Below are 23866 nucleotides of genomic sequence, written 5' to 3' on the forward strand. Positions count from 1 at the left end.
GCCGTCAGATGTGTCGCGTCCCGGAGGTCCGTCGTGTTGCTGCAAGGGAAGACCGTCATCGTCTCCGGCGTAGGGGCCGGGCTCGGGCATCAGGTGGCCGCCGCCGTCGTGCGGGACGGGGGGAACGCCGTGCTCGGGGCGCGGACCGAGGCGAATCTCGCCAAGTCCGCCGCCGAGATCGACCCCGAGGGGACCCGCACCGCCCACCTGGCCACCGACATCACCGACGAGGCGCAGTGCGAGGCCCTCGCCTCGCTCGCGCGCGAGCGTTTCGGCCGGATCGACGCCGTCGTGCACGTCGCCGCCTGGGACTCGTACTTCGGGGGTCTGGAGGACGCCGACTTCGGGACCTGGCAGCAGATCATCGACGTCAACCTGCTGGGCACCCTGCGCATGACCCGGGCCTGCCTGCCCGGCCTCAAGGAGCGGGGCGGGGCCGTGGTGATCGTGGGGACGCAGTCCGCGGTCGCCGCGCCGAACGAGGTGCAGCAGGCCGCCTACGCCGCCTCCAAGGGGGCGCTGACCTCCGCCATGTACTCCATGGCCCGCGAGCTCGGTCCGCACCGGATCCGCGTCAACACCGTGCTGCCCGGCTGGATGTGGGGCCCGCCCGTCCAGGCCTTCGTCACCTTCACCGCCCACACCGAGGGCGTCCCGGAGGCCGAGGTGCACGCCCGCCTCACCGAGCGGATGGCGCTGCCGGACCTCGCCACCGACGGGGACGTCGCGGACTCCGCCGTGTTCCTCGCCTCGGACCGGGCCCGGGCGATAACCGGCCAGTCGCTGCTGGTCAACGCGGGTGAGTTGATGAGATGAGCCACTTCACAGCCGCCCCACCGCCGGAACGTCGGATCGTATGCTCGGCCCATGACCACTCCGAGTGACGCTCCGACCGAAAACGCGATGCGCCGCGCGCTCCGGCGGGCCCGCGACGGCGTCGCGCTCGACGCGACCGAGGCGGCCGTACTCCTCCAGGCGCGCGGCGAGGACCTGAGGGACCTCGCCGCCTCCGCCGCACGGGTGAGGGACGCCGGGCTCGCCGCCGCCGGGCGGCCCGGCGTCATCACGTACTCCCGCAAGGTCTTCATCCCCCTCACCCGCCTCTGCCGCGACAGGTGCCACTACTGCACCTTCGTCACCGTCCCCGGAAAGCTGCGCAAGAGCGGCCACGGGATGTACCTCTCCCCCGACGAGGTCCTCGACATCGCCCGCCAGGGCGCCGCGATGGGCTGCAAGGAAGCGCTCTTCACCCTCGGCGACCGCCCCGAGGACCGCTGGCCCGAGGCCCGCGAGTGGCTCGACGCGCACGGCTACGACGACACCCTCGCCTACGTGCGCGCCATGGCGATCCGCGTCCTGGAGGAGACCGGCCTGCTGCCGCACCTCAACCCGGGCGTCATGTCCTGGTCCGACCTCCAGCGCCTCAAGCCGGTCGCGCCGAGCATGGGCATGATGCTGGAGACCACCGCCACCCGCCTGTGGTCCGAGCCCGGTGGCCCCCACCACGGCTCCCCCGACAAGGATCCGGCCGTGCGGCTGCGGGTGCTGGAGGACGCCGGACGTTCCAACGTCCCCTTCACCACCGGTGTCCTCATCGGCATCGGCGAGTCCTACGGGGAGCGGGCCGAGGCCTTCTTCGAGCTGCGCCGGATCCAGCGCAGCTACCACGGCATCCAGGAGGTCATCGTCCAGAACTTCCGCGCCAAGCCGGACACCGCGATGCGCGGCATGCCGGACGCGGAGCTGGAGGAGCTGGCCGCCGCCATCGCCGTCGCCCGGCACATCCTGGGCCCGAGCGCGCGGATCCAGGCCCCGCCGAACCTGGTCGATGCCGAGTACGCACTGCTCATCGGCGCCGGCATCGACGACTGGGGCGGGGTCTCGCCGCTGACCCCCGACCACGTCAATCCCGAGCGTCCCTGGCCGCACATCGAGGAGCTGGCCGAGCGGACCGCTGCCGCCGGCTTCGAGCTGCGCGAACGCCTCACCATCTACCCGGAGTTCCTGCAGCGCGGCGAGCCCTGGCTGGACCCCCGGCTGCTGCCGCACGTACGGGCGCTGGCCGATGCCGGGACCGGGCTGGCCGACGAGGGCGCCGCGGTCGAGGGCCGGCCGTGGCAGGAGCCGGACGAGGGCTTCACGGCGTACGGGCGCACGGACCTGCACGCCACCATCGACACCGAGGGCCGCACCGGTGACCGCCGCGACGACTTCGACGACGTGTACGGCGACTGGGAGGCGCTGCGCGAGGCGGCCGCGCCCGGGATGGTGGCCGAGCGCATCGACACCGACGTACGGGGCGCCCTCGCGCAGGCCGCCGACGACCCGACGAGGCTGACGGACGCGCAGGCCCTCGCCCTGCTGCACGCGGACGGGCCGGCCCTCGACGCCCTGTGCCGGATCGCCGACGACCTGCGCAGGTCGGTGGTCGGCGACGAGGTCACCTACATCGTCACGCGGAACATCAACTTCACCAACGTCTGCTACACCGGCTGCCGCTTCTGCGCCTTCGCGCAGCGCCGCACGGACGCCGACGCCTACACCCTCTCCCTCGACCAGGTCGCCGACCGGGCCGCCCAGGCCTGGGACGTGGGCGCGGTCGAGGTGTGCATGCAGGGCGGCATCCATCCGGACCTGCCCGGGACGGCGTACTTCGACATCGCGCGCGCGGTGAAGCAGCGGGTCCCCGGCATGCACGTGCACGCCTTCTCGCCGATGGAGGTGGTCAACGGGGCCACCCGCACGGGGATGTCCGTACGGGACTGGCTGACCGCGGCCAAGGAAGCGGGACTGGACTCGATCCCGGGCACGGCGGCGGAGATCCTGGACGACGAGGTCCGCTGGGTCCTGACCAAGGGCAAGCTGCCCACGGCGGACTGGATCGATGTGATCACCACTGCGCACGAGCTCGGAATCCGCTCCTCGTCCACGATGATGTACGGGCACGTGGACCAGCCGCGGCACTGGCTCGGCCACTTCCGCACGCTGGCCCGGATCCAGCAGCAGACCGGTGGTTTCACGGAGTTCGTGACCCTGCCGTTCATCCACACCAACGCGCCCGTGTACCTGGCGGGCATCGCGCGGCCGGGTCCGACGGTCCGCGACAACCGGGCGGTGACGGCGATGGCCCGGATCCTGCTGCACCCGCACATTCCCAACATCCAGACCAGTTGGGTGAAGCTGGGCGCGGAGGGCGCCGCCGAGATGCTCCGGTCCGGGGCGAACGACCTGGGCGGGACGCTGATGGAGGAGACCATCTCGCGGATGGCCGGGTCGAGTTACGGCTCGTACAAGTCGGTGCAGGACCTGATCGCCGTCGCGGAGGCGGCCGGGCGTCCCTCGAAGGCCCGTACGACGCTGTACGGGGAGGTGCCGCAGGAGCGGCAGGCCGCGGCCCGCGCCTCCGACGGGCACCTGCCGGAGCTGCTGCCCGTACTGGACTGAACGCGAACGGAGGGGTGCCAACGGCCCGGCTCCCCTCCGTGGCGGCCCCTGCCCGGGATCAGCCGACGAGGAGGTCCACAGGTGGCAAAACGCGCCATCGGCCAGGCCGCGGCCGGAAGTGTTCGCATTCTGGTCGATCTCCGCCCACTTACCGGCCTCTTGGCGAACCAGTTCCGGATTCGATCGAACCTGTCCACTACAGTGCGGATTCGCGTGCGCGGCGGGTACGGGTAGGGACGCCGGGCATCGAGTGGGCTGGTCAGCGGGGGGCGCGGTGCCGGGGATGGACGCAGTGAACGGTACGAACGACACGGGCGGCGGCGCGGGCCCCGCCCCGGCGGCCACCGCCCCGGGCCCCGTTCCGGCGGCCACCGCCCCGGGCCCCGTTCCGGCGGGCAGCACCACGGGACACGCCGCCGCGGGCAGCACCCCTGGCCACGTCACGGGAGGCAGCACCCCGGGCCCCGCCACCGCGGGCAGCGCCCCGGTTCACGCCGCCGGCACCGCGGACGGCACCCCCGCACCCGCCCCCGCCGGGGCGAACCGCACCTCCGGCCGGAGTGTCATCACCGGCCTCTGGGGCCGCATCGAGCAGCAGGACTTCCGCAGCCGCGTCCGCGGCGTCCTCCTCGGCTCCGCCCTCGGCGACGCCCTCGGCGCGCCGCTGGCCGGCCTCTCCCTCGACGCCGTCAGGGCGGCCCACGGCCCCGACGGCCTGAGCGGACCCGCGCCCGCCCACGGGCGCCGCGGCCGCGTCACCGCCGCCACCCAGCTCACCCTGTTCACCGTGGACGGGCTGATACGGGCCCACGTACGCCGGGACACCGGCGCCTGGCACCCGCCCACCGACCTCCACCGCGCGTACCGACGCTGGGCCGCCACCCAGCACGACTGGGGCCCGGACGAGCGCCGCAAGGACAACGGCTGGCTCGCGCAGGAGGAGTGGCTCTACGCCCGCCGCGGCCCGGAGCGCGCCTGCCTGACCGGCTTCGCCGACGAGGTCCTCGGCACGCTCGACGAGCCGAAGAACCCGACCGCCCGCGACGCGGCCGCCGCCTCCCGCTCGGCCCCCTTCGGGCTGCTGGTCGGCTGGGAGCCCTCCCTCGTCCTCCAGTTGTCCGTCGAATGCGCCGCGCAGAGCCACGGCCACCCCAGTGCCTCGCTCTCGGCCGGAGCCGTCGCCGTCATCGTCCACGGGCTGATCCGCGGCGACTCCCTCGACGTGGCCGTCCAGCGCGCCCTGGGCCTGCTGGGCGCCCGTCCCGGCCACCAGCCCGTCACGGACGCCCTCCAGCGCGCCCTGGCCGCCGTCACCCAGGGCCAGCCCGGCGCCGAGGCCGTCGAGGCCCTCGCCCCGGGCGAGGAGGGTGATGCCGAACACGCCCTGGCCGTCGCCGTCTACTGCGCCTTGGTCGCCGAGGACGTCTCGCACGGCCTGCGCCTGGCCGTCAACCACGGTGGCGACTCCGTCGCCGCGGGCGCCGTGTGCGGAGCCCTGCTCGGCGCGCTCCACGGCGAGACCGCCCTGCCGGCCGCCTGGATCGCCGAACTCGAGGGCCGGGCCACGCTGCTGGAGATCTCCGACGACTTCGCCCTGGAGATGACCCAGGGCCCGAGCCTCCACAACGCCACCCATTCCGCCCCCGGCTGGCTCACGAGATATCCCCCGCTTTAACGGCGCCACCACCCAAGAGGGCCAATACCAGCCCTTTTCGAGAACTTACGGACTTCGGGGCGATTGCACGCATGCCGTCTCGCACGCGAGTTCGTGATAAAACGATCGGCATACAAGTGCGTCGATTCGCCGAAACGGGACGGTGAATGCGACCGCTGCATTCCTTGACAGAGAAACGCATGACCGGGCGGAGTTCATGACCACCTCCACACAGCACGTCGCGGCGCCCGGAACCCGACGCGCCGGCAGACTGATGCAGCGTCAGGCCGCCTGGAAGCCCAGTCTGCTCCCGTTCTTCATAACGGGCATAGCCGCCTATGTATTTTCTTCCTGGCTCTATTACGACGAGAACACCCTTATGGGATGGGCCGTCACCATTCTCTGGACCCTCCCCGTCGCCAGCTCCGTCGTCGGCATCGCCGGAGCCGTGCTGACGCGCCGTCGCATCAAGCGCCAGCGCGACTGGGCCCCCGCGGAACCGGTGACCCAGGACCGCCTCATCGTGCTCGTGCCCACCATCGGACGCCACGACACCTATCCCGCCCTGGAACGCTCGGTCCTGTCGTACTGCGAGTTCATGCCCGCCTGGTTCCGCGACCTGCGCATCGAGGTCCTGACGGAGGAGGGCTGCGAGGCCGCCGAGCGCATCGACGCGCTCGCCGCCCAACACCCCCTGATCCGCGTGGTCACCGTCCCGAAGGCGTACAAGACGCCGAACGGCACCCGGTTCAAGGCCCGCGCCAACCACTACTCGCACGAACTGCGCATCGCCGAGGGCGAGGCCCTGGACGACATCTGGGTCCTGCACATGGACGACGACACCGGCGTGGGCCCCGACACCGCCCAGCAGGTCGCCCGGTTCATCAACGCCCAGCGCCGTGCGGGCGACGACGCCAAGCACCTGGCCCAGGGGATGCTCACCTATCCCCGCGAGAACGCCGTCAACCGCCTCACCTGGCTGGCCGACGCCATCCGTCCCGCCGACGACATCGCGCGCTTCGCTGTCCTCACCGGCGGAGGCACCCCGCTCGTCGGCCTCCACGGCGAGCTGCTGCTGATCCGCTCGTCCATCGAGGCGACCATCGGCTGGGACTTCGGCCCGGACTCCATCTGCGAGGACGCCCACCTCGCCCTGGTCTTCTCCAGCCGGTACAAGGGCCGCAGCGACTGGTTCTCCGGGCGCAGCTACGGCGCCTCGCCCTCCAACATGCGGGACTTCCTCAAGCAGCGCGAGCGGTGGTCCTGGGGCCTGGTCGGCCTCGCCTTCAACAAGACGCTGCCGCGCCACTCCCGCGCCCTGCTGATGTACAGCGTGACCACGTGGGTCATCGGCCCCTTCCAGCACGTCGCCGTGATCCTGGCGGCCGGAGCGCTGATGGGCGACATCAACACCTCGCCCGTCAGCCCCTGGATCCTGCCGCTGTGGGCCATCACCATGGGCTACGCCGTGTGGATGTACTGGGAGGGGCTGAAGATCAACGCCTCGGTGTCGGCCAACGGCCGCCGCCTGTGGTGGGAGCCGCCGGTCGTGCTCCTGCTCATGCCCTTCTTCGCCATCTGGGAGGCGTGCGGCTCGTTCAAGGGCCTGCTGCGCTACCTGCGCGGAACCGAGAACCAGTTCGTCGTCATCGCGAAGCCCGCCTGATGAGAGCAGCCATGCGTCCTTCCCCGCACGTCCGGTCCACCTCCCGCGTCGCCGGTCGCGTCGCCGGTCTCGTCACCGTCCTCGTCCTGGCCCTGTCCTCCTGCGGCCTGCTCGACGACCCGGCGGACGGGCCCGGTTCCGGGGACGGGGACTCCCCCCGGGCCTCGGGCTCCGCGTCCGCGCCCGCCTCCGTACCGCAGGTCACGAAGCCGTGGAAGGAGGGCGACCCGGAACTGGGCGTCCAGGTCCTCTGGTACGCGGATCCGGCCGAGAAGGACAGCACGGTACGGACCAAGGCCCGCCGGATCGTCGACTACATCGTCGGCCGGGACATGAACGCGGTCTCGGTCTCCTTCCCCTTCGTCAGCAAGGGCATCACCGCCAGCAAGGTCGAGGCCGGACCGATCACGCCGAGCACCGCCCACCTGGCCATCCTGCTCGACGAGGCCGCGGCCAGCGGCCTGCGCGTGACCCTGCGGCCGCTGCTCGACGAGAAGTCGCTGATGGCGCAGGACCCGCAGGCCTGGCGCGGCAAGATCAAGCCCGCCGACCCGGCCGCGTGGTTCGCCTCGTACCAGCAGTTCCTGGGGCCGTACCTGGAACTGTCGGCCCAGCACAAGGTGAAGACCTTCGTCATCGCGACGGAGCTCTCGTCCATGGAGAACGACGCCCGCTGGAAGGGCCTGCTCACCAGCGCCCGGCAGTCCTTCCCCGGTGAGATCAACTACGCGGTCAACTGGGACATGTTCGTCGAGCGGGACATCACCATGCCGGTGAAGACGGTTGGCGTGGACGCGTACTTCCCGCTCAAGGAACTCAAGGACGACGCGCCCGTCAGCGCGGTCGTCGCCGGCTGGCAGAAGTGGCTCGACAAGAAGGCCACCGGAAAGCTCGACAAGTTCATGCTCTACGAGGTGGGCGCACCGGCCGAGAACGGCGCCTACGGGCACCCCGGCGCCTGGGGAGGAAAGACCTCTCCCCTCAACTTCCAGGTCCAGAAGAACTGGTTCGACGCCGTCTGCCAGGTGGCCCGGGAACGCGGCATGTCCGGCCTGTACTGGTGGAAGCTCGACTTCCACCAGGACCCGGCGGCGGCCGACCCGCAGAACGACTCCCACGACTCCTTCCTGGGCCGTCCCGCCGAGGAATCGGTCACCACCTGCTTCCGGCAGTGGTCGGGCCTCAACTGAGCCGCCGCGCGCCGCGCCTTGCCGCCCCTGTCTGCCCTTCCCCTCTCCCTTTTCGCTCCATAGGAACAACTCAGCACATGAACGAAGCGATCCTTCTGGTCGGCGGCAAGGGCACCCGGCTCCAGCCGCTCACCCTGAGCCGGCCGAAGCCGATGGTGTCCGTCGCCGGTGTCCCGTTCCTGGCCCATCTCGTGGCCCGGGCCCGCGCGGCCGGCATCGAGCGCCTCGTCATGGCCACCTCCTACCTCCCCGAGACGTTCGGCGCGTACTTCGGCGACGGTTCCCGCTTCGGCCTGCAGCTCGAATACGTCACCGAGACCGAGCCCCTGGGCACCGGCGGCGCGATCCGCAACGCGGCGCGGCTGCTCACCGGCGGCCCGGACAGCCCGGTGGCGGTGCTCAACGGCGACATCCTGAGCGGCACGGACATCTCCCTGCTCGTCGGGCGGCACCGGGCGGCGGACGCCGACGTGACGCTGCACCTCACCCGTGTGGACGACCCGCGCGCCTACGGTCTGGTCCCGACCGACCCCGACGGCCGGGTCCTGCGCTTCCTGGAGAAGCCCACCACCACGGCCGACATCGTCACCGACCAGATCAACGCCGGCTGCTACGTCTTCCGCCGCTCCGTCATCGACTCCATCCCCGCCGGGCGGCCCGTCTCCGTCGAGCGCGAGACGTTCCCCGGCCTGCTGGCCGCGGACGCCCGGGTCCTCGGGGTCACCGACGACGCGTACTGGCTGGACCTGGGCACGCCCGCGGCCCTCGTACGCGGCTCCGCCGACCTCGTCCTCGGCAAGGTCGCCTCGCCCGCCCTGCCCGGCCCCTGCGGTGAGGCCCTGCTGCTCGAAGGGTGCCGGGTCGCCGCGGACGCAACGGTCTCCGGCGGCAGCACCGTCGGTGCCGGCGCCGTCGTGCACGGCGGCGCGCACGTCAGCGGCAGCGTCCTGCTCGAAGGCGCCGTCGTGGAGGCCGGAGCGGTCGTGCGCGACAGCGTCATCGGAGCCGGAGCCGTCATCGGCGCGGGCACGGTGCTGGACTGCGCGGTCATCGGCGACCGGGCCCGCGTCGGCAGCGGCAACGAGCTGACGACCGGCCTGCGCCTGTGGAACGACGCCGTCCTCGCCCCGGACTCGGTCCGCTTCTCCCCGGACCCCCGGTCCTCGATGCCCGCCCGGAGCGGAGTGCGCCATGCAGCAGCCCTTTGACGGCCGCGCGCCGGACGAAACGTTCCAGCTGCGCGTCGTGCAGCAGCCTCACCGCTACGCCGACAACGAGTGGACCCGCCACGAGGCCCCGCAGCCCCCGGTCGCGGAGTGGTTCGACGACCAGTACGTCGAGCCCGCCGCGGTCCCCGCCGGACAGGCCGTACGTACGGCCCCCGCACCCGCCTCCGCCCCGGCGGCCGTCCCCGCTCCCGGCGCCGTCCCCGCTCCCGGCGCCGCTCCCGCTCCCGCGCGTCGCTTCGCCGCGGTCGACGGACTGCGCGGCATCGCGATCATCTCGATCCTGCTGTACCACACGAGCTGGTTCGCCAACGGGCTCTTCGGCGTCGACGCCTTCTTCGTCCTCTCCGGCTTCCTGGTCACCCTGCTCCTCGTGCGCGAGGTGGAACACTCCGGCCGCATCCGCCTCTTGCGCTTCTACAAGCGGCGCTTCAAGCGGCTGATCCCCGGCCTCCTGGTGGTCCTCACCGCCGTGGTCGCGCTGACCTACCTGCTGGGCACCCTGCGGGAGGCGAAGACCGTCTCCCAGCAGGCGATCACCTCCCTGCTGCAGTACGCCAACTGGGCCCAGCTCGCGAACGGCAGCGCCTACTGGGAGGGCAACGGCACGATCGACCCGCTCGCCGCCATGTGGTCGTTGAGCGTCACCGAACAGTTCTACGTCGTCTGGCCGCTCGTGCTGGCCGCCCTCTTCCTCGTCTGCCGCCGCCGCATCGCGGCCGTGACCGTGCTCGTCGTCCTGCTCTTCGCCGGCTCCGCGGCCGTCGCCCCCCTGCTCTTCACCGGGACGAACACCGACGCGCTGTACCTGAGCACCCACTCCCGGGCCGTCGCCTTCATGGCGGGCGCCGCCGCCGCGTGCATCGTCCACCTCGTCCACCGCAGGGCCGGGCAGCGCAGGAGCGCGGCGGACGCACCCGGTGCTCCCGGCGCCTTTGCCCCGTCCGGCGTGCCCACCGCGCTCCTGACCGCGACCGGCATCCTCGCCCTGGTCGCGATCATCGCCCTGAGCGTCCTGGTCGACAGCTACCACAAGCCCTGGCTGTACCAGGGCGGACTGGCCGTCGTCGCCGCCCTGATCGCCCTGCTCGCGTCCGTGCTCTGCACGGACCGGGGACCCCTGGTCAAGCTGCTCTCCGGGAAGATCATCACCGAGATCGGCCAGCTCTCGTACAGCATCTACCTGCTGCACCTGCCGATCTACTGGCTGCTCCAGAAGGGCCAGCCCGACGTCAAGCCCTGGGCCCTGCTGATCGTGGGCGGCGGCCTGACCTGGTTCCTCTCCCTGCTGCTGCACTACGTCGTCACCGAACGCCTGCGGCTGCGCGACTGGCAGCCGCTGCGCGCCGTCCCCCTCCTCGCCGTCACCTGCCTGGCCGTCACCGCCGGCGCGTACTACCTGCCGGCCGTCACCGAGCAGGGCATGCGCCCCGACGGCAAGCCGCTCGTCATCACGGCCGGCGACTCGCTCGCCAACGACCTCGCCACCGCGCTGAGCCGCAACGGCAAGGGCTTCGCGGTCGTCGACGGCGGTGTCGCGGGCTGCGGCCTCATGGGCGCGGAGCGGGTGAAGGACCGCCAGAACCTCGTCGTCAAGAACTCCGACGAATGCCGCAGGTCCGTCGACACCTGGGCCGGCCTGCTCAGGGAGCACCAGCCGCAGAGCGTGGTCGTCCACGTCGGCTGGGACGCGACCCTGCAGGACATCGAGGGCGACGGCGTCTGGATGTCCCCCTGCGACGCGGGCTTCCGCAGCCGCTACACCGAGCGCCTCAAGGCGGCGGTCGACCAGTGGCGCGAGGCGGGTCCCGACGTCTCGATCCTGTTGATGAACGAGCGCACCGGAACCGGCGCCACCACCCCCGATTGGGCGCGCTGCTTCAACGCCGTGGTGGGCCAGTACGTCGCCCGCGCCAACCTGCCGCAGCTCAAGCTGGTGGACTTCGCCGGATACCTGTGCCCCGAGGGCGCCTGCCGCCAGCAGACGCCGCGCGGCAAGCGGATGTACCCCAAGGGCGACGACGTCCACCTGACGCGCGACGGCATGGCGTACATCACCCCGTGGCTGGAGGAGGAGCTGCGCAAGGCCGCCGGCGGGGAGGCGAAGTCGTCCTGACGCCCCCTCAACATTCGCTGGTCCAGCCCGTACCGTGGCGGGTCCCACGTCTCGGAGGTGCCAGAAACCATGCGGATCGCCACGACCATCTTCCTCACCGACCGCACCATCTCCCCCGTCCGGCTGGCCCACAGTCTCGAGGAGCGCGGCTTCTCCGGCCTCTACCTCCCCGAGCACACCCACATCCCGGTCACCCGTGACACCGCCGCCCCCATGGGCGGCGAACTCCCCGAGATGTACGGGCGCACCCTCGATCCCTTCGTCGCGCTCGGCCAGGCCGCCGCCGTCACCGAGCGGCTCCACCTCGGCACCGGCATCACCCTGGTGGCCCAGCACGACCCGATCGGCCTCGCGAAGCAGGTGGCCACCCTGGACCACCTCTCCCACGGCCGTTTCACCCTGGGCATCGGCTACGGCTGGAACGTCGAGGAGGCCGCCGACCACGGCGTCGAGTGGCGCACCCGCCGCGACCTGGTCCGCGACCGGATGGCGCTGATGCGCGCCCTGTGGTCCCCCGAGCCCACCGCGCACGTGGGCCAGTACTGCTCCGTCCAGGCCAGCACCGCCTACCCCAAGCCGGTCCAGGCCCCGCGCGAACTCGGCCCCGGAGCGCCCCTGCACGGCCCGCGCACCATGATCGGCGGCGCGGCGGGGCCCAAGCTCTTCGCCGCCATCGCCGACCACGCCGACGGCTGGCTCCCCATCGGCGGTGGCGGCCTCACCGAGTCCCTGCCGGTGCTGCGCCAGGTGTGGGAGACCGCCGGGCGCGACCCGAAGTCCCTCCAGGTGGTTCCGTACGCCGTCCAGCCCAGCCCGGGCAAGATGAGCCACTACGCCGACCTCGGCATCGAGGAGGTCGTCCTCCAGCTCCCCTCGGCCCCGAAGCCGGAGGTCCTGCGCACCCTGGACCAGTTCGCCCAGTACCTCTGACCGGGCGTGCGGCTGCACGGCGGGCCGGGCGGGCGAGGCGCGCCCCGCGGCGGGTGCAGCCGAAACGCTGAGTGAACACGCGTGCGCGGGTACGAGTCTGGCCGAAAGATGCGGTCATGGTGCCAACATCCCGCCTGACCTGGGCCGTTCACCACCAAGCGGACCCGCACAAACCCATTGCACGGGTCCACTCCCTGGACAGCGGGAATCACGGTGCGTGAACATTCCTGTCGAGGAGGTGACGACTCCCGACGTGCACCCCGAGTTACAGAGGGTGACCGCCATTGGGGTGAAACACCGTTTCCCGTGAACTCTCCGTGATGTTGAGCCGGTCGCGTGCCGTCCATCAGGCGCGACGATCGAGAATCTTAGGAGAGTGTCATGCGTATTCGCTCTGCCCTGACGGCGTCTGTCCTGGCTGCCGGCATCCTGCTGGGCGGCGCCGGCGCGGCCCTGGCCAACGACGGTGTCGACATCGACTACTTCTCCGGCGGCCACAAGGCCTTCGCGTCGAACTGCTCCTCCTTCGCCGGTGTCCCGGCGAAGATCGGCCCCCTGTACGCCGCGAACTGCGAGACCGAGGGCGAGAAGGAGTGGGCCGAGTACCACCACCTGGGCGCCTGACGACCGGCACTCGCCGGCCGGGACCCTGTCAGAAGGGCCCCGGCCGGCGAGTCGGCCGTCCGGACCACTGCTTGCTCGGGTCAAAGGGGGCAGGGGTCGGGCAGGCGAGGCCGTCTTCGGCGCTCGCGCGGGGCGAGGCGGCCGGGGCCGTTCAGCATGATCGATCCTAGGCAAGGACCTCTTGCCCGCGGAAACCCATTCCGCCCAGGTGAACTGCCAGTTGGCTGATAATCGCCCCCGCCCGAACGATGGGGAGGGCCGTCGGCACCCTCGTCCGTAGGCTGCCGGGCATGATCGATTCACGCATGCACGTCCGCGTCGCCCGCCCCTCCCTCGACCTGGCGGCCGCCGAGCGGTTCTACGTCGACGGACTCGGGCTGGAAGTGCAGTGGCGGAGCGCCGAGAGCGTGCCCGGGCAGCACGACCTGCTGATGGTCGGGCCGGCCGGGGGCGGCTGGCACTTCGAACTCACCCGTGACGCCTCGAACCCGGTCCTGCCCTCGCCCACCGTCGAAGACCTGTTCGTGGTCTACCTCGGCGAGGCCCCCGACGAAGCGCTCGTGCAGCGCCTCGTCGAGCACGGCGGGACCCGGGTCGCCGCCCACAACCCGTACTGGGACCAGTGGGGCGTCACCATCACCGACCCGGACGGCTACCGCCTGGTGCTGTCCTCCCGCACCTGGGGCTGAGACCCGCCCGCCGCGCTGCCGTTGCCGCCGGGGGCCGCGGCCGCGGCCGTTGCCCCCGGGGGCCGCGGAGCCGTCAGCCGGCTGCCCAGAACTGGGCCAGGGCCGCTTCCTTGTACGGCGCCGGCGTCACGCTCAGGTCCCCCGCGAAGGGGCGGTCCAATGCCACCACCAGCAGCAGGCTGAAGCCGATCAGCCCGGCCACCGCCGATACGAAGAGCAGCTGCATCTTCAGGCTGCGCAGCCCGAAGAGGAAGGTGAGCGGGACGATCACGAACGCGCCCCCGTACACCAGCACCTGGAGCAGGATCGGCAGTGAGGTCTCGGCCATCGTGACGCGGGCCCGGCGCTGGGCGGCGACGTCGTTGAGGCGGGTGACCGCCTCGGCGTAGAAGGTCTCGGCGCGCGGGCCCTGAGGCTCGTACGCCTGGAGGGCCTGGTACAGGGCGTGTGTCTGCGGGCCGGTCGCTTCGTAGCTCGGCCGCCCCTCGCGCATCAGCGGCCACTGCACCTCGACCACGGCGTGCGTGTACGCGCCGACCGCTTGGTGCACCCGGGCCCGGTCGGCCGGCGGGAAGGCGTCGGCGCTGCGGACGACGAGGGCCAGGTCGGTGGCCTCGGTGGCGACGATGTTCTGGGTGTTCTCCAGCTGCGTCCACAGGGTGACGACGACGAAGGCGAGGATGATGCCGTAGATCGCGCCGAACATGCCGAGCGCGACCCCGACCATCTCGTTGTGGTCGCCCTGGGCCAGGTGCGGGAACCGGCGGCGGGCGGCCACGCTCCCGGCCACGGCGAGGCCGGTGAGGCCGCCGACCAGGAGGACGGCGATGACGAAAGTGCTGAGGTGGTTGAGCAGCCAGAGGATCATGCGCTGCTCAACGAGCGGCGCCGCCCGAGAGCGTGTCCCCCGGGGCCGTCGCCGGAGTCTTCCCGGCCACGGCCCGCGGGCTCCCCGCCGGTCCCGGTGCCGTTCACCCGCACCGGCGCGACGTCCGGGTCACTCGACCTTGGGGGGCTTCGGGAGGCCCGCGGCCAGGGCCGAACCGGCGCCCTTGAGGGAGGAGTCCGTGGCCTGGGCGGCGGACCCGGCCGCCGAGGCGGTGGCGCCCACCGCGGTCTTGGTGTCCTGCACGGCCTGGCCGGGGTGATCGACGATGTCGACGACGCGGCCGGCGACCGGGGGTGCCTGGGCGGCGGGCTCGTCGGCGTGCGCGGCGACGGGGGTGAGTGCGAGGGCGGCGCCGCCGGAGACGACCAGGGCGGTGAGGGTGCGCTTCAGGGCATTCATGCCCCGCCCAACGACCCCGCCGCACCCCGGGTCACCGCCCGCGCTGCACTTGGGCCGTGAAACGGCCCGGAACGCCCGCGGCCCCGGATCGGGGGAATCGATCCGGGGCCGTGGGCATGACTCAGCGGGTGGGGCGCAGGGGGTGGGTCAGTCCTCGACCACCAGGGCCGGGGTGGACTTCGTCAGGACCTCGCCGCGGAAGAAGGCCGGGCTGCGGCGCTCGGTGACGAACATGATCACCAGGCCGAGGGCCAGCAGGCCGACACCGATGATGAAGACGCTGCCGACGCCGAGGACGGTGGAGCCGGAGCCGTAGGCCGGGTCCCACATGTCGAAGAGGGTCTTGCAGAAGACCGCGGCCAGCAGCAGTCCGCCCAGGACCGGGAAGACGCCCTTGAAGAACAGGTCGCGGGAGGAGCGGCGCAGTTCGCCGCGGAAGTACCAGGCGCAGGCGAAGGCGGTCAGCGAGTAGTAGAAGCAGATCATCAGGCCGAGCGCGAAGATCGTGTCGGTCAGGACGTTCTCACTGACGAGGGTCATCACCGTGTAGAAGACGCCGGTCGCCACGCCCGCCATGACGGTGGCGCGCCCCGGGGTCTTGAAGCGCGGGTGGACCTTGGCGTAGGAGGGCGGCAGGGCCTCGTAGGTCGACATGGCGAGGACCGTGCGGGCCACCGGGATGAAGGTGGTCTGCAGGGAGGCGGCGGCGGAGGCCAGGACGGCCACGAAGAGCAGGATGCCGAGGACCGGGCCCATGACGGGGCCGGCGAGGGCCGCGAAGACGTTGTCGGAGGTCTCCTCGTTGGCGAGGCCGAGGCCTTCGCCGCCGGATCCGACGGCCATCTGGGCGGCGACGCCGGTGGCGAGGTAGGAGCCGACCAGGACGATCATCGCGATGAGCGAGGCGCGGCCGGGGGTCTTCGTGGAGCCGGTGGTCTCCTCGTTCGTGGCCAGGCACGCGTCCCAGCCCCAGTACATGAAGATCGAGAGCGAGAGTCCGGCGGTGAAGGCCGCCATGGACTCGACCGCGAAGGGGTTCATCCAGGACCAGGAGAAGTCCAGGCCGGTGTCGAAGGTGCCGGCGGAGGCCTTCTGGAAGGCCATCGCGACGAAGACGGCGAGCACGACGAGCTGGAGGCCGACCAGGGCGTACTGGACGCCCTTGGTGGCGGTCATGCCGCGGTAGCTGATGGCGGTCGCGACGGCGATCAGGGTGAGGCAGGTGGCGATGTGGACGAGCTTGTTGTCGTCCAGGGCTGCGATCGACGGATTGTTCGTGATCTCGCCGGCCAGCAGCCAGAAGTACGAGGTGGCGACGCCCGCGAGGTTGGAGAGCACGATGATCGTGGCGATCACCAGGCCCCAGCCGCACATCCAGCCGATCCGCGGGCCGAAGGCCTTGACGGTCCAGGTGAAGGAGGTGCCGCAGTCCGGCATGGCCTTGTTGAGCTCGCGGTAGGCGAAGGCGACCAGGAGCATCGGGAGGAAGCCGGCGAGGAAGATCGCGGGCATCTGCATGCCGACCTCACCGGCGGTGGAGCCGAGGGTCGAGGTCAGGCAGTAGACGGGGGCGACGGTGGAGATGCCGATGACGGCGCTTCCGACCAGTCCGACGGACCCCTTGCCGAGGCCCTTGCCGCGAACGTCGCCCTCGGCGACGCCGCTTACCGTGTCTCCGGCCTGAGGCCGAACGTCCAGCTGAGTCATGAGTCAGGACGTTAGATGGTGCGTATTCCACATATGGACGAGTGAAGTCCGGAACGGAGAGCCCGTGAACGCCTTGGAATCGTGCCACCTGGACCGTTCGCGAGCGCTTAATACAAGGTTCACATTGAGACGGGCCCGCACTTCAGCAGGCTCCGCGAAGAGGCTTTCGGTATGCGGAAACCGCAGCCATGTCCGTTTTGCGAGTTTTTAAAGTTTCCTTCGTGACTTTGCGGTGACCTGCGGTAACGGGCGCATTGCCGGGTTTGCCGCGGACATGATCAGCGCTCTAGAGTCGCCGCCGTTCAAGGTCATTTACACGGGGGACGAACACGCACATGCGCACCACCACCTCACTCCTGGCGTCGGCCACGGCCGTCGCCGCCCTGCTCGCCCTCACCGCCTGCGGCGGAGGCGGCGAAGCGCCCGTCGTCGGGATCGGCTCCGGCACCGCCGCCGGCACCGACGGCGGCCCCCACGAGGGCACGCTGGAGAACCCGGCGAAGAACGGCGGCGTCAACGGGAACGCGCCCAAGGACGGGACGGCGTTCCAGAAGCTCCCCAAGGCGGCGACCATGGCCGCGGCCGCCCGCTTCATCGACCCGTTCATCGGCTGCGAACCGATCAAGGTCATCCCCCCGGGCAGCCAAGCGAGTACGGGCCCGGACGAGAAGTTCATCAAGTCCGCCACCGTCATCGAGCGCGGACGCTGCGGCGGAAGCCGCGCCACCATCTTCATGATCAAGGACCCGAAGGCCTTCCAGACGGTCTTCAAGGCCGAGACGGCCGCACAGCAGGGCGGGGACCCCAACGGCGGCATCGTCGTCGGGCAGGACTTCGCCATGGTGTCCGAGAGCTCGGACGAGATGAGCAAGATGCTGACCCCGCAGGCCGGACTCCTGATGCTCAACTGCCACGAGGGCTTCACCCCGCCGAGCGGCTACCGGAAGGAACCGGCCCTGGTGAAGGGCTGCGTCCTCACCGACTACTACGTGGACTGAGCGGGCGGCCCGGCCCGGAGCGCGGCGGCGACCGCCGCGCCCGGGAGCCCACCGGCCCGGCCGGGTCGGCATCGGCATCGGCATCGGCATCGGCAAGACTGTCCCCATGCCCACGGCCGATGAGCTCCTCAGCGCAGAAACCGTCACCACCCTGGCCCGGCTCCTCGCCCGCGCGGGCGGCCGCCGGTCCTCGCCCGCCCTGCGTGCCCGCGCCGACGCCCTCGACGGGCTGAGCTTCAGCGGCCGCGTCGCCGCCGTCCGCGACGCCGTGCTCGCCGACCTCCCCGAGGACTGGGCCGCCTTCGAGGCCGTCGTACGCACCGCCCTCGCCGACCCCGGCTTCGACGGGTGGATGACCTTCCCCGTCAACGAGGCCGTTGGCGTCCGCGGGCTGACGGTGTTCGAACCCGGGCTGGACCTGTTGCACGACCTCACCCCCCGGCTGACCGCCGAGTCCGCCGTACGGCCCTTCCTGCGCGCCGACCCGGCCCGCGCCCTGGCCGTCGTACAGAAGTGGACGGCCGACCCGGACCCGCACGTGCGCCGCCTCGCCAGCGAGGGCACCCGGCCCCGGCTGCCGTGGGCCGCGCAGCTGCCCGCCTTCGTCGCCGACCCGCGGCCGGCCGTACCAGTGCTGGACGCGCTCTACCGCGACCCGTCCGAGTATGTCCGCCGGTCCGTCTCCAACCACCTCAACGACATCAGCCGCGACCACCCCGCCCTCGCCGTCGACACCGCGGCCGGCTGGCTGGCCGCGCCGGAGGCCACGACCGACCGCGTCGTCCGCCACGGGCTGCGCACCCTGGTCAAGGCCGGCCGGCCCGAGGCCCTGACCCTGCTTGGCCACTCCCCCGATGTGCCGGTCGGCGTGAACGGCCCGGTCGTCACCACCCCGCAGGTCACCGTCGGCGAGTACCTCGTCTTCGACTGGGCTGTCACCAACACCGGCCCGCTCCCGGCCGAACTCGTCGTCGACTACGTCGTCCACCACGTGAAGGCGGCCGGCACCCGCACCCCGAAGGTGTTCAAGCTCGTCACCCGCGGCCTCGCCCCCGGCGAAACCCTCTCCGGCACCAAGCGCCACTCCTTCAAGCCGATCACCACCCGGCGCTACCACTCCGGCGAGCACCTGGTGCAGCTCCAGATCAACGGGCGGGTCCGCGGCGAGGCCGCTTTTTCGCTGGACGCCACATGATCACGGCTGGCAGGCTCACCCCATGACCCATGGAATCGAGTCCCACCCCGCCCGTTGAGCGCCCGCGACGAGCGCGCGGCGCTCACTCCCGGAACCTCCCTCCACGACTACGCCCTCTTCCGGCACGGCATCGAGCCGGACGGCCGGATCCCTTTCGACGGCTACCCGCTGCCCGACGGCCACCCGCCGGAGCCCTCCCGCCCTCGCGCGGGGTGGAGCCAGGCACGCCTCGCACTGACCGCGGCACTCATGCCCGCACTGGCCGACCCCGACCCCCTACGGGCTTCCGAGGCCGTCCACCGGGAGACGGCCGCCCTGGCGATGCCCCACCGCACCCTGCGCTCGCACGTGTCACGGCTCGTACCTCCGGACGATGACGCCGCCCGGCGGACCGCCCGGCACCTGGTCCGCACCGGCACCACGACCGCCGCCGTGACCGTCGGCATGGCCCTGCTGATCCGCCTCGGCGAGGCCGAGGACACGGCACACCTGAAGACCCTCGGCATGCTGCGGGGCCTGGCCGCCACGGCGTCGGCGGCCCTCGACCCCCTCGACCGGCAGGCCGCCGCCCTGCTGGAGCTCCGCGGCCGGATCAGCTCCGACCCGGAACGGGCCCTGATCTCGGCGGCCACCACCGGCTCCCACGAGCACACCCGCAACGCGCTGCTCTCGATTCCCGGCCCGGTTCTCGCCGGCCGCCCCCGCCGGCTCGCCGAAGCCGCCGACCTGCCCGGTCTGCTGCGGGCCCACCCCGGGGATCCCGAACTGTCCGCCGTGTCACTCCGGTTGCTCCACGGGATGTGCGGGCAGGCCGACGACCGGACGGACATCCTCGACTACGGCCCTGCCGTGCCGCTGTACGAGCTGCTGCTCGCGCAACCGGACCTTCTGCCCCCGGCCCCTGACCACCACGTACTGCTGCTCTCTACCGCCCTCGACCTGCACAGCGGGCCCGCCGCCCTCCTCGACTGGGCCCCCGGCAGCCGGGAAGCCCTGCTCGGCACACTGGAACGGAGCCTGTCCGGGACGGCGGAGGGCGCCTCCCCGCTCCTCGCGGGCTGGATCCGGCGCCACGCGCGCCTGCCCTTCGCCCGCACGCAGGCCGGGGCGTCCGCCGGCGGCCCCCCGGCCCTGCAGGTGACCGCGGTCCAGCCCGGAGCGGACTCGTCCGCCGTCGAGACCCGCTTCCTGGTCGACGGACTCCCCCTGCTGCCGGCGCTGTTCCGCAGCGGGCGGGGCAACGTCCCCGAATACCTGATCGACTACGCCGGCCTGCGCGCCGGACCCGAGCCGCGTGAGGTGCAGCTCGCCGGGGCGTACTGCGCCGAAAGCTGCTGCGGCGCCCTGTACGTGACGATCCGCCGGGACGGCGACGAGGTGGTGTGGGACGGCTGGCGCGGCATCGACACCGGACGGCTGCCGCCCGACTGCCGCTTCGACGCGGCCGCGTACGACGCCGAGGTCGAGCGCGCCGAGCAGGACCTCTCCTGGTGCTGGCCGGCCCGCCGCACCGCACGCCTGATCGCTGCGGCCCTGCGGGAACGGCCCGACCTGCTGGGCCGGTGGGGCCTGGCGCCCTCCGGGGTCGCGACCGCGCACGACGATCCGAACACCACGGTGATGAGGTTCGTCTTCCCCGCCCCTGACGGCGCCGAGGACCGGCACGGGCAGCCGCTGCGGCTGTACTTCGACTGGCGGCTGCCGGACGACGGCAGCCCGCCCGAGGAACGGGCGGCCGGCGCGCTGGAACGGATCGGGCGATCCGACCCGAAGGGCTTCGCCGACCTCGAGCGGGGCAGCAGCGAGCTCGCCGCGGCCCTCGGCTACAGCTGGGCGGACGGGTCCGACCGGGACACGTAGGAACGCGGCGGCCGGCCGGGGAGCTCCCCGGCCGGCCGCCGGTCAGCCCGGTCCGCCCGGTCAGCCCGTCCAGACGATCGACTGGATCTCGCTGTAGGCGTGCAGCGCGTACGAGCCCACGTCCCGGCCCACCCCGCTGCGCTTGAAACCGCCGAAAGGGGCCTCCATGTTGCGGCCGATGGTGTTCACGCCGACCCCGCCCGCCCGCAGCCGCCGCGCCACGCGGAACGCGCGCGCCGAGTCCCCGGACCACACGTAGCTCAGCAGCCCGAAGTCGCTGTCGTTGGCGAGGCGGACCGCCTCGTCCTCGTCTCCGTCGAAGGGGACGACCACGACCACCGGGCCGAAGATCTCCTCGCGGACCACCCGCATGTCGTTCGTGCAGTCGGTGAGGAGGGTCGGCGCCACGTAGAAGCCTCGGCCGTCACCGACCACCGGGCGCTCGCCGCCGTACGCGATCCGCGCGCCCTCCTTCTTGCCCAGCTCGACGTACGACTCCACGCGGTCGCGGTGCGCCGCCGAGATCACCGGGCCGACCACCGTGCCGGCCGCCGCCGGGTCGCCGACCTTCATGAAGGCCAGATAGCCGCTGAGCTTCTCGATCAGCCGGTCGTGGACCGACCGGTGCACGATCACCCGGGTCGGAGCCGTGCAGATCTGCCCGGAGTAGAAGGAGAAGGTCGTCCCGATCCCCATCACCGCCGCGTCCAGGTCGGCGTCCTCGAAGACGATCGCCGCGCCCTTGCCGCCCAGTTCCATCAGCTGCCGCTTCATGGACCGGCCGCAGACCTCCGCAATGCGCTGCCCGACGGCCGTGGAACCGGTGAAGGACACCATGTCCACGTACGGGGAGTCGACGGCGGCCGCGCCGACCTCCGTCGACAGGCCGCCCACGACGTTCACCACGCCGGCCGGCACTCCGGCCTCGTGCAGGGCGTCCGCCATCCGGAACACCGACAGCGGGTCCTGCGGCGCCGGCTTCACCACCACCGTGTTGCCCATGGCCAGGGCCGGGGCCACCTTGCCCGCCGGGTTCGCCCACGGGTTGTTGTAAGAGGTGATGCAGGTGACCACACCGACCGGCTGGCGCACTTCCAGCGCCCCCAGGATCGACGCCCTTCCCATCGGGCCGGCCTCGGTGACCTGCGGGGGAAGACCCTTCTCGACCGGTTCCAGGGCCCCCTTCGCGTACCGGCGGAAGCGGGCGACACCGACCCCGACCTGCATGCCGCGGGCGATCCCGGTCGGCGCGCCCGTCTCGGCCTGCGCCAGCGCCGTCCACGGCTCGAACTCCCGCTGCATGACGTCCGCGGCCCGGTCGAGGATCGCCGCGCGCTCCTCGGGCTTCGTACGGGACCAGCCCTCGAAGGCTTCGGCCGCGGCGCGCGCCGCCTCCTCGACCTGCGGGCGCGAGGCCTCGGGCGCGAGCCCGACCACCGACTCGTCGGCCGGGTTGATCACCTCGTAGTGGCCGCCGGCGGGCTCGACCCACTCCCCGCCGATGTAAAGCCGCTGCGGCGCCCAGGTCATCGGGTGCTCACCGTCCTCGTGTCCCGGCCGGACCGGAGCACGATGCCCGGCACGGCTCCCGTCACCTCGTCGTCGCGGATGGTCTCCACGCCGTTGACCCGTACCGAGACGATGCCGATGGCCCGCGCGTCCAGCCGCGGGCTGTCCCCGGGCAGGTCGTGGACCAGGGTCGCGGGGCCGGCCTCGATCCGCTCCGGGTCGAAGAGGACCAGGTCGGCGTGGAAGCCCTCGGCGAGGCGGCCGCGCCCGCGCAGCCCGAACAGCTGCGCCGGGTCGTCGGTGAGCATCCGTACCGCCTGCTCCAGCGGCACCAGCCTGCGGCCGCGCAGACAGTCGCCCAGGAACCGGGTCGTGTACGGGGCTCCGCACATCCGGTCCAGGTGCGCGCCGGCGTCGGAGCCGCCGAGCATGACGTCCTCGTGCTGCCAGGTCTCCTGGCGCAGGGCCCAGCTCGCCGGGTCGTTGTCGGTGGGCATCGGCCAGAGCACCGTGCGCAGGTCGTCGTTGGCGCAGATCTCCACCAGGCAGTGGAAGGGGTCCTGGCCGCGCTCGGCGGCGATGTCGTTCACGACCCGGCCGGAGAGGCCCTCGTTCTCCTTGCTGTACGTGTCCCCGATGACGTACCGCCCGAAGTTGGCGAGGCGCCGGAAGACTCCGGCCTCCTTGCTGTCGGCGCGGCGCAGCAGCTCGGCGCGTACGCCGACGTCGCGGAGCTTCTCGATCCGCTCGGGGACGGGCAGGCCGAGGACCTCACCCCAGCCGGGGATGAGGTTGAGCGCGCAGAACGTCCCGAGGGACATGTTCATGGGGGTGAGGATCGGCATGGTCAGCGCGACGATCCGGCCGCCGGCCTTGCGGGCGCGCTCGCTGGGGATCAGCTGGCGCGGGACCCGTTCGGGGACGGAGGCGTCGATGGTGAGGACGTTCCAGTTGAGGGGGCGGCCGGCGGCGGCGCTCATCTCCACGAACAGGTCGATCTCGTCGTCCGAGAACTGGTCGAGGCAGCCGGCGACGATCGCCTCCAGCTGGGTGCCCTCGTGTTCGGCGACGGCCTTCGACAGCGCGAGGAGCTCGGCGGGGCGGGCGTGGCGGGAGGCGACGGGGGCGCCGGAGCCGTCGGAGTGGGTGGAGGACTGGGTGGTGGACAGTCCCCAGGCGCCGGCGTTCATGGCGTCGTGGAAGAGGTCGAGCATCTGCTGCATCTGCTCGGGGGTGGGCTGGCCGCCGACGGCGTCCTCGCCCATCACGTGCCGGCGCAGGGCGCAGTGGCCGACCATGAACCCGGCGTTGACGGCGATCCGGCCCTCCAGGGCGTCGAGGTACTCGCCGAAGGTGGACCAGGTCCAGTCGACGCCCTCCTCCAGGGCCTTGAGGGCCATGCCCTCGACCTTGCTCATCATGCGGCGGGTGTAGTCGGCGTCCTCGGGGCGGGCCGGGTTCAGCGGCGCGAGGGTGAAGCCGCAGTTGCCGCCGGCGACGGTGGTCACGCCGTGGTTCATGGAGGGCGTGGCGTAGGGGTCCCAGAAGAGCTGGGCGTCGTAGTGCGTGTGGGGGTCGATGAACCCGGGGGTGAGGACCAGCCCGGTGGCGTCCTCGGTGGTGCGGGCCTCTTCGGTGACGGTGCCGGGCTCGGCGATGACGGCGATGCGGCCGTCGCGTATGCCGAGGTCCGCGACGCGGGCGGGGGCGCCGGTGCCGTCCACGACGGTCGCGCCCTTGATCAGGTGGTCGAGCATGACGTCCCTTCGC

18 protein-coding genes are annotated in these 23866 nt (G+C 72.1%); 13 read left to right on the forward strand and 5 right to left on the reverse strand.

Annotation, left to right across the window (positions count from 1 at the left end; genetic code table 11):
* Positions 1-33: 33 nt before the first annotated feature.
* The 10 genes from OG753_RS19155 to OG753_RS19200 all read left to right on the forward strand — a co-directional run bounded on the left by OG753_RS19155 (position 34) and on the right by OG753_RS19200 (position 13539).
* A complete protein-coding gene (locus tag OG753_RS19155; protein ID WP_405789338.1) occupies positions 34-816 on the forward strand; it encodes an SDR family oxidoreductase in 783 nt (260 codons plus the stop codon).
* Positions 817-867: 51 nt separating this feature from the next.
* On the forward strand, positions 868-3444 hold the full coding sequence (locus tag OG753_RS19160) for a bifunctional FO biosynthesis protein CofGH (RefSeq protein ID WP_405789339.1): 2577 nt from the start codon (positions 868-870) through the stop codon (positions 3442-3444).
* A 565-nt stretch (positions 3445-4009) separates the two neighbouring features.
* Positions 4010-5119, forward strand: a complete 1110-nt coding sequence (locus OG753_RS19165; protein WP_405792721.1) for an ADP-ribosylglycohydrolase family protein — start codon at positions 4010-4012, stop codon at positions 5117-5119.
* Positions 5120-5315: 196 nt separating this feature from the next.
* Positions 5316-6764, forward strand: coding sequence for a glycosyltransferase family 2 protein (locus tag OG753_RS19170; protein ID WP_327262980.1), 1449 nt, complete (start codon positions 5316-5318; stop codon positions 6762-6764).
* An 11-nt stretch (positions 6765-6775) separates the two neighbouring features.
* Positions 6776-7954, forward strand: coding sequence for a glycoside hydrolase family 113 (locus OG753_RS19175; protein WP_405789340.1), 1179 nt, complete (start codon positions 6776-6778; stop codon positions 7952-7954).
* 77 nt (positions 7955-8031) lie between these two features.
* A complete protein-coding gene (locus OG753_RS19180) occupies positions 8032-9162 on the forward strand; it encodes a sugar phosphate nucleotidyltransferase (protein ID WP_405789341.1) in 1131 nt (376 codons plus the stop codon).
* On the forward strand, positions 9146-11296 hold the full coding sequence (locus tag OG753_RS19185; protein WP_405789343.1) for an acyltransferase family protein: 2151 nt from the start codon (positions 9146-9148) through the stop codon (positions 11294-11296). The genes OG753_RS19180 and OG753_RS19185 overlap by 17 nt, the downstream gene beginning before the upstream one ends.
* Positions 11297-11365: 69 nt before the next feature.
* On the forward strand, positions 11366-12226 hold the full coding sequence (locus tag OG753_RS19190; RefSeq protein WP_327262984.1) for a TIGR03619 family F420-dependent LLM class oxidoreductase: 861 nt from the start codon (positions 11366-11368) through the stop codon (positions 12224-12226).
* A gap of 381 nt (positions 12227-12607) precedes the next feature.
* Complete coding sequence (locus OG753_RS19195; RefSeq protein WP_327262985.1) at positions 12608-12850, forward strand: hypothetical protein; 243 nt, start codon at positions 12608-12610, stop codon at positions 12848-12850.
* Positions 12851-13140: 290 nt separating this feature from the next.
* On the forward strand, positions 13141-13539 hold the full coding sequence (locus tag OG753_RS19200; RefSeq protein ID WP_327262986.1) for a VOC family protein: 399 nt from the start codon (positions 13141-13143) through the stop codon (positions 13537-13539).
* A gap of 73 nt (positions 13540-13612) precedes the next feature.
* Here the strand turns inward: OG753_RS19200 and OG753_RS19205 are convergent, their stop codons facing one another.
* The 3 genes from OG753_RS19205 to OG753_RS19215 all read right to left on the reverse strand — a co-directional run bounded on the left by OG753_RS19205 (position 13613) and on the right by OG753_RS19215 (position 16534).
* Positions 13613-14407, reverse strand: a complete 795-nt coding sequence (locus OG753_RS19205) for a DUF4239 domain-containing protein (protein ID WP_405789344.1) — start codon at positions 14405-14407, stop codon at positions 13613-13615.
* Between the two features lie 129 nt (positions 14408-14536).
* Positions 14537-14827, reverse strand: a complete 291-nt coding sequence (locus tag OG753_RS19210) for a hypothetical protein (RefSeq protein WP_327262988.1) — start codon at positions 14825-14827, stop codon at positions 14537-14539.
* 147 nt (positions 14828-14974) lie between these two features.
* Entirely contained in the window at positions 14975-16534 is a 1560-nt protein-coding gene (locus OG753_RS19215) for an APC family permease (protein WP_383197006.1), read from the reverse strand.
* A 335-nt stretch (positions 16535-16869) separates the two neighbouring features.
* Here OG753_RS19215 and OG753_RS19220 point away from each other — a divergent pair, with 335 nt between their 5' ends.
* The 3 genes from OG753_RS19220 to OG753_RS19230 all read left to right on the forward strand — a co-directional run bounded on the left by OG753_RS19220 (position 16870) and on the right by OG753_RS19230 (position 20587).
* Positions 16870-17532: a hypothetical protein gene (locus OG753_RS19220; RefSeq protein WP_327262990.1), complete on the forward strand. Its 663-nt coding sequence runs from the start codon at positions 16870-16872 to the stop codon at positions 17530-17532.
* Positions 17533-17638: 106 nt separating this feature from the next.
* A complete protein-coding gene (locus OG753_RS19225) occupies positions 17639-18727 on the forward strand; it encodes a DNA alkylation repair protein (RefSeq protein WP_405789347.1) in 1089 nt (362 codons plus the stop codon).
* Between the two features lie 54 nt (positions 18728-18781).
* Positions 18782-20587 (forward strand): hypothetical protein, encoded by a 1806-nt coding sequence (locus tag OG753_RS19230; RefSeq protein WP_405789348.1) that lies wholly within the window; start codon positions 18782-18784, stop codon positions 20585-20587.
* 60 nt (positions 20588-20647) lie between these two features.
* On the opposite strand, the gene OG753_RS19235 is transcribed toward OG753_RS19230, so the two are convergent.
* A complete protein-coding gene (locus OG753_RS19235) occupies positions 20648-22117 on the reverse strand; it encodes an aldehyde dehydrogenase family protein (RefSeq protein ID WP_405789349.1) in 1470 nt (489 codons plus the stop codon).
* Positions 22114-23853, reverse strand: coding sequence for an amidohydrolase family protein (locus OG753_RS19240; RefSeq protein WP_405789350.1), 1740 nt, complete (start codon positions 23851-23853; stop codon positions 22114-22116). The genes OG753_RS19235 and OG753_RS19240 overlap by 4 nt, the downstream gene beginning before the upstream one ends.
* Positions 23854-23866 lie beyond the last annotated feature (13 nt).

Source organism: Streptomyces sp. NBC_00029, assembly GCF_045160505.1.
Taxonomy (GTDB): domain Bacteria; phylum Actinomycetota; class Actinomycetes; order Streptomycetales; family Streptomycetaceae; genus Streptomyces.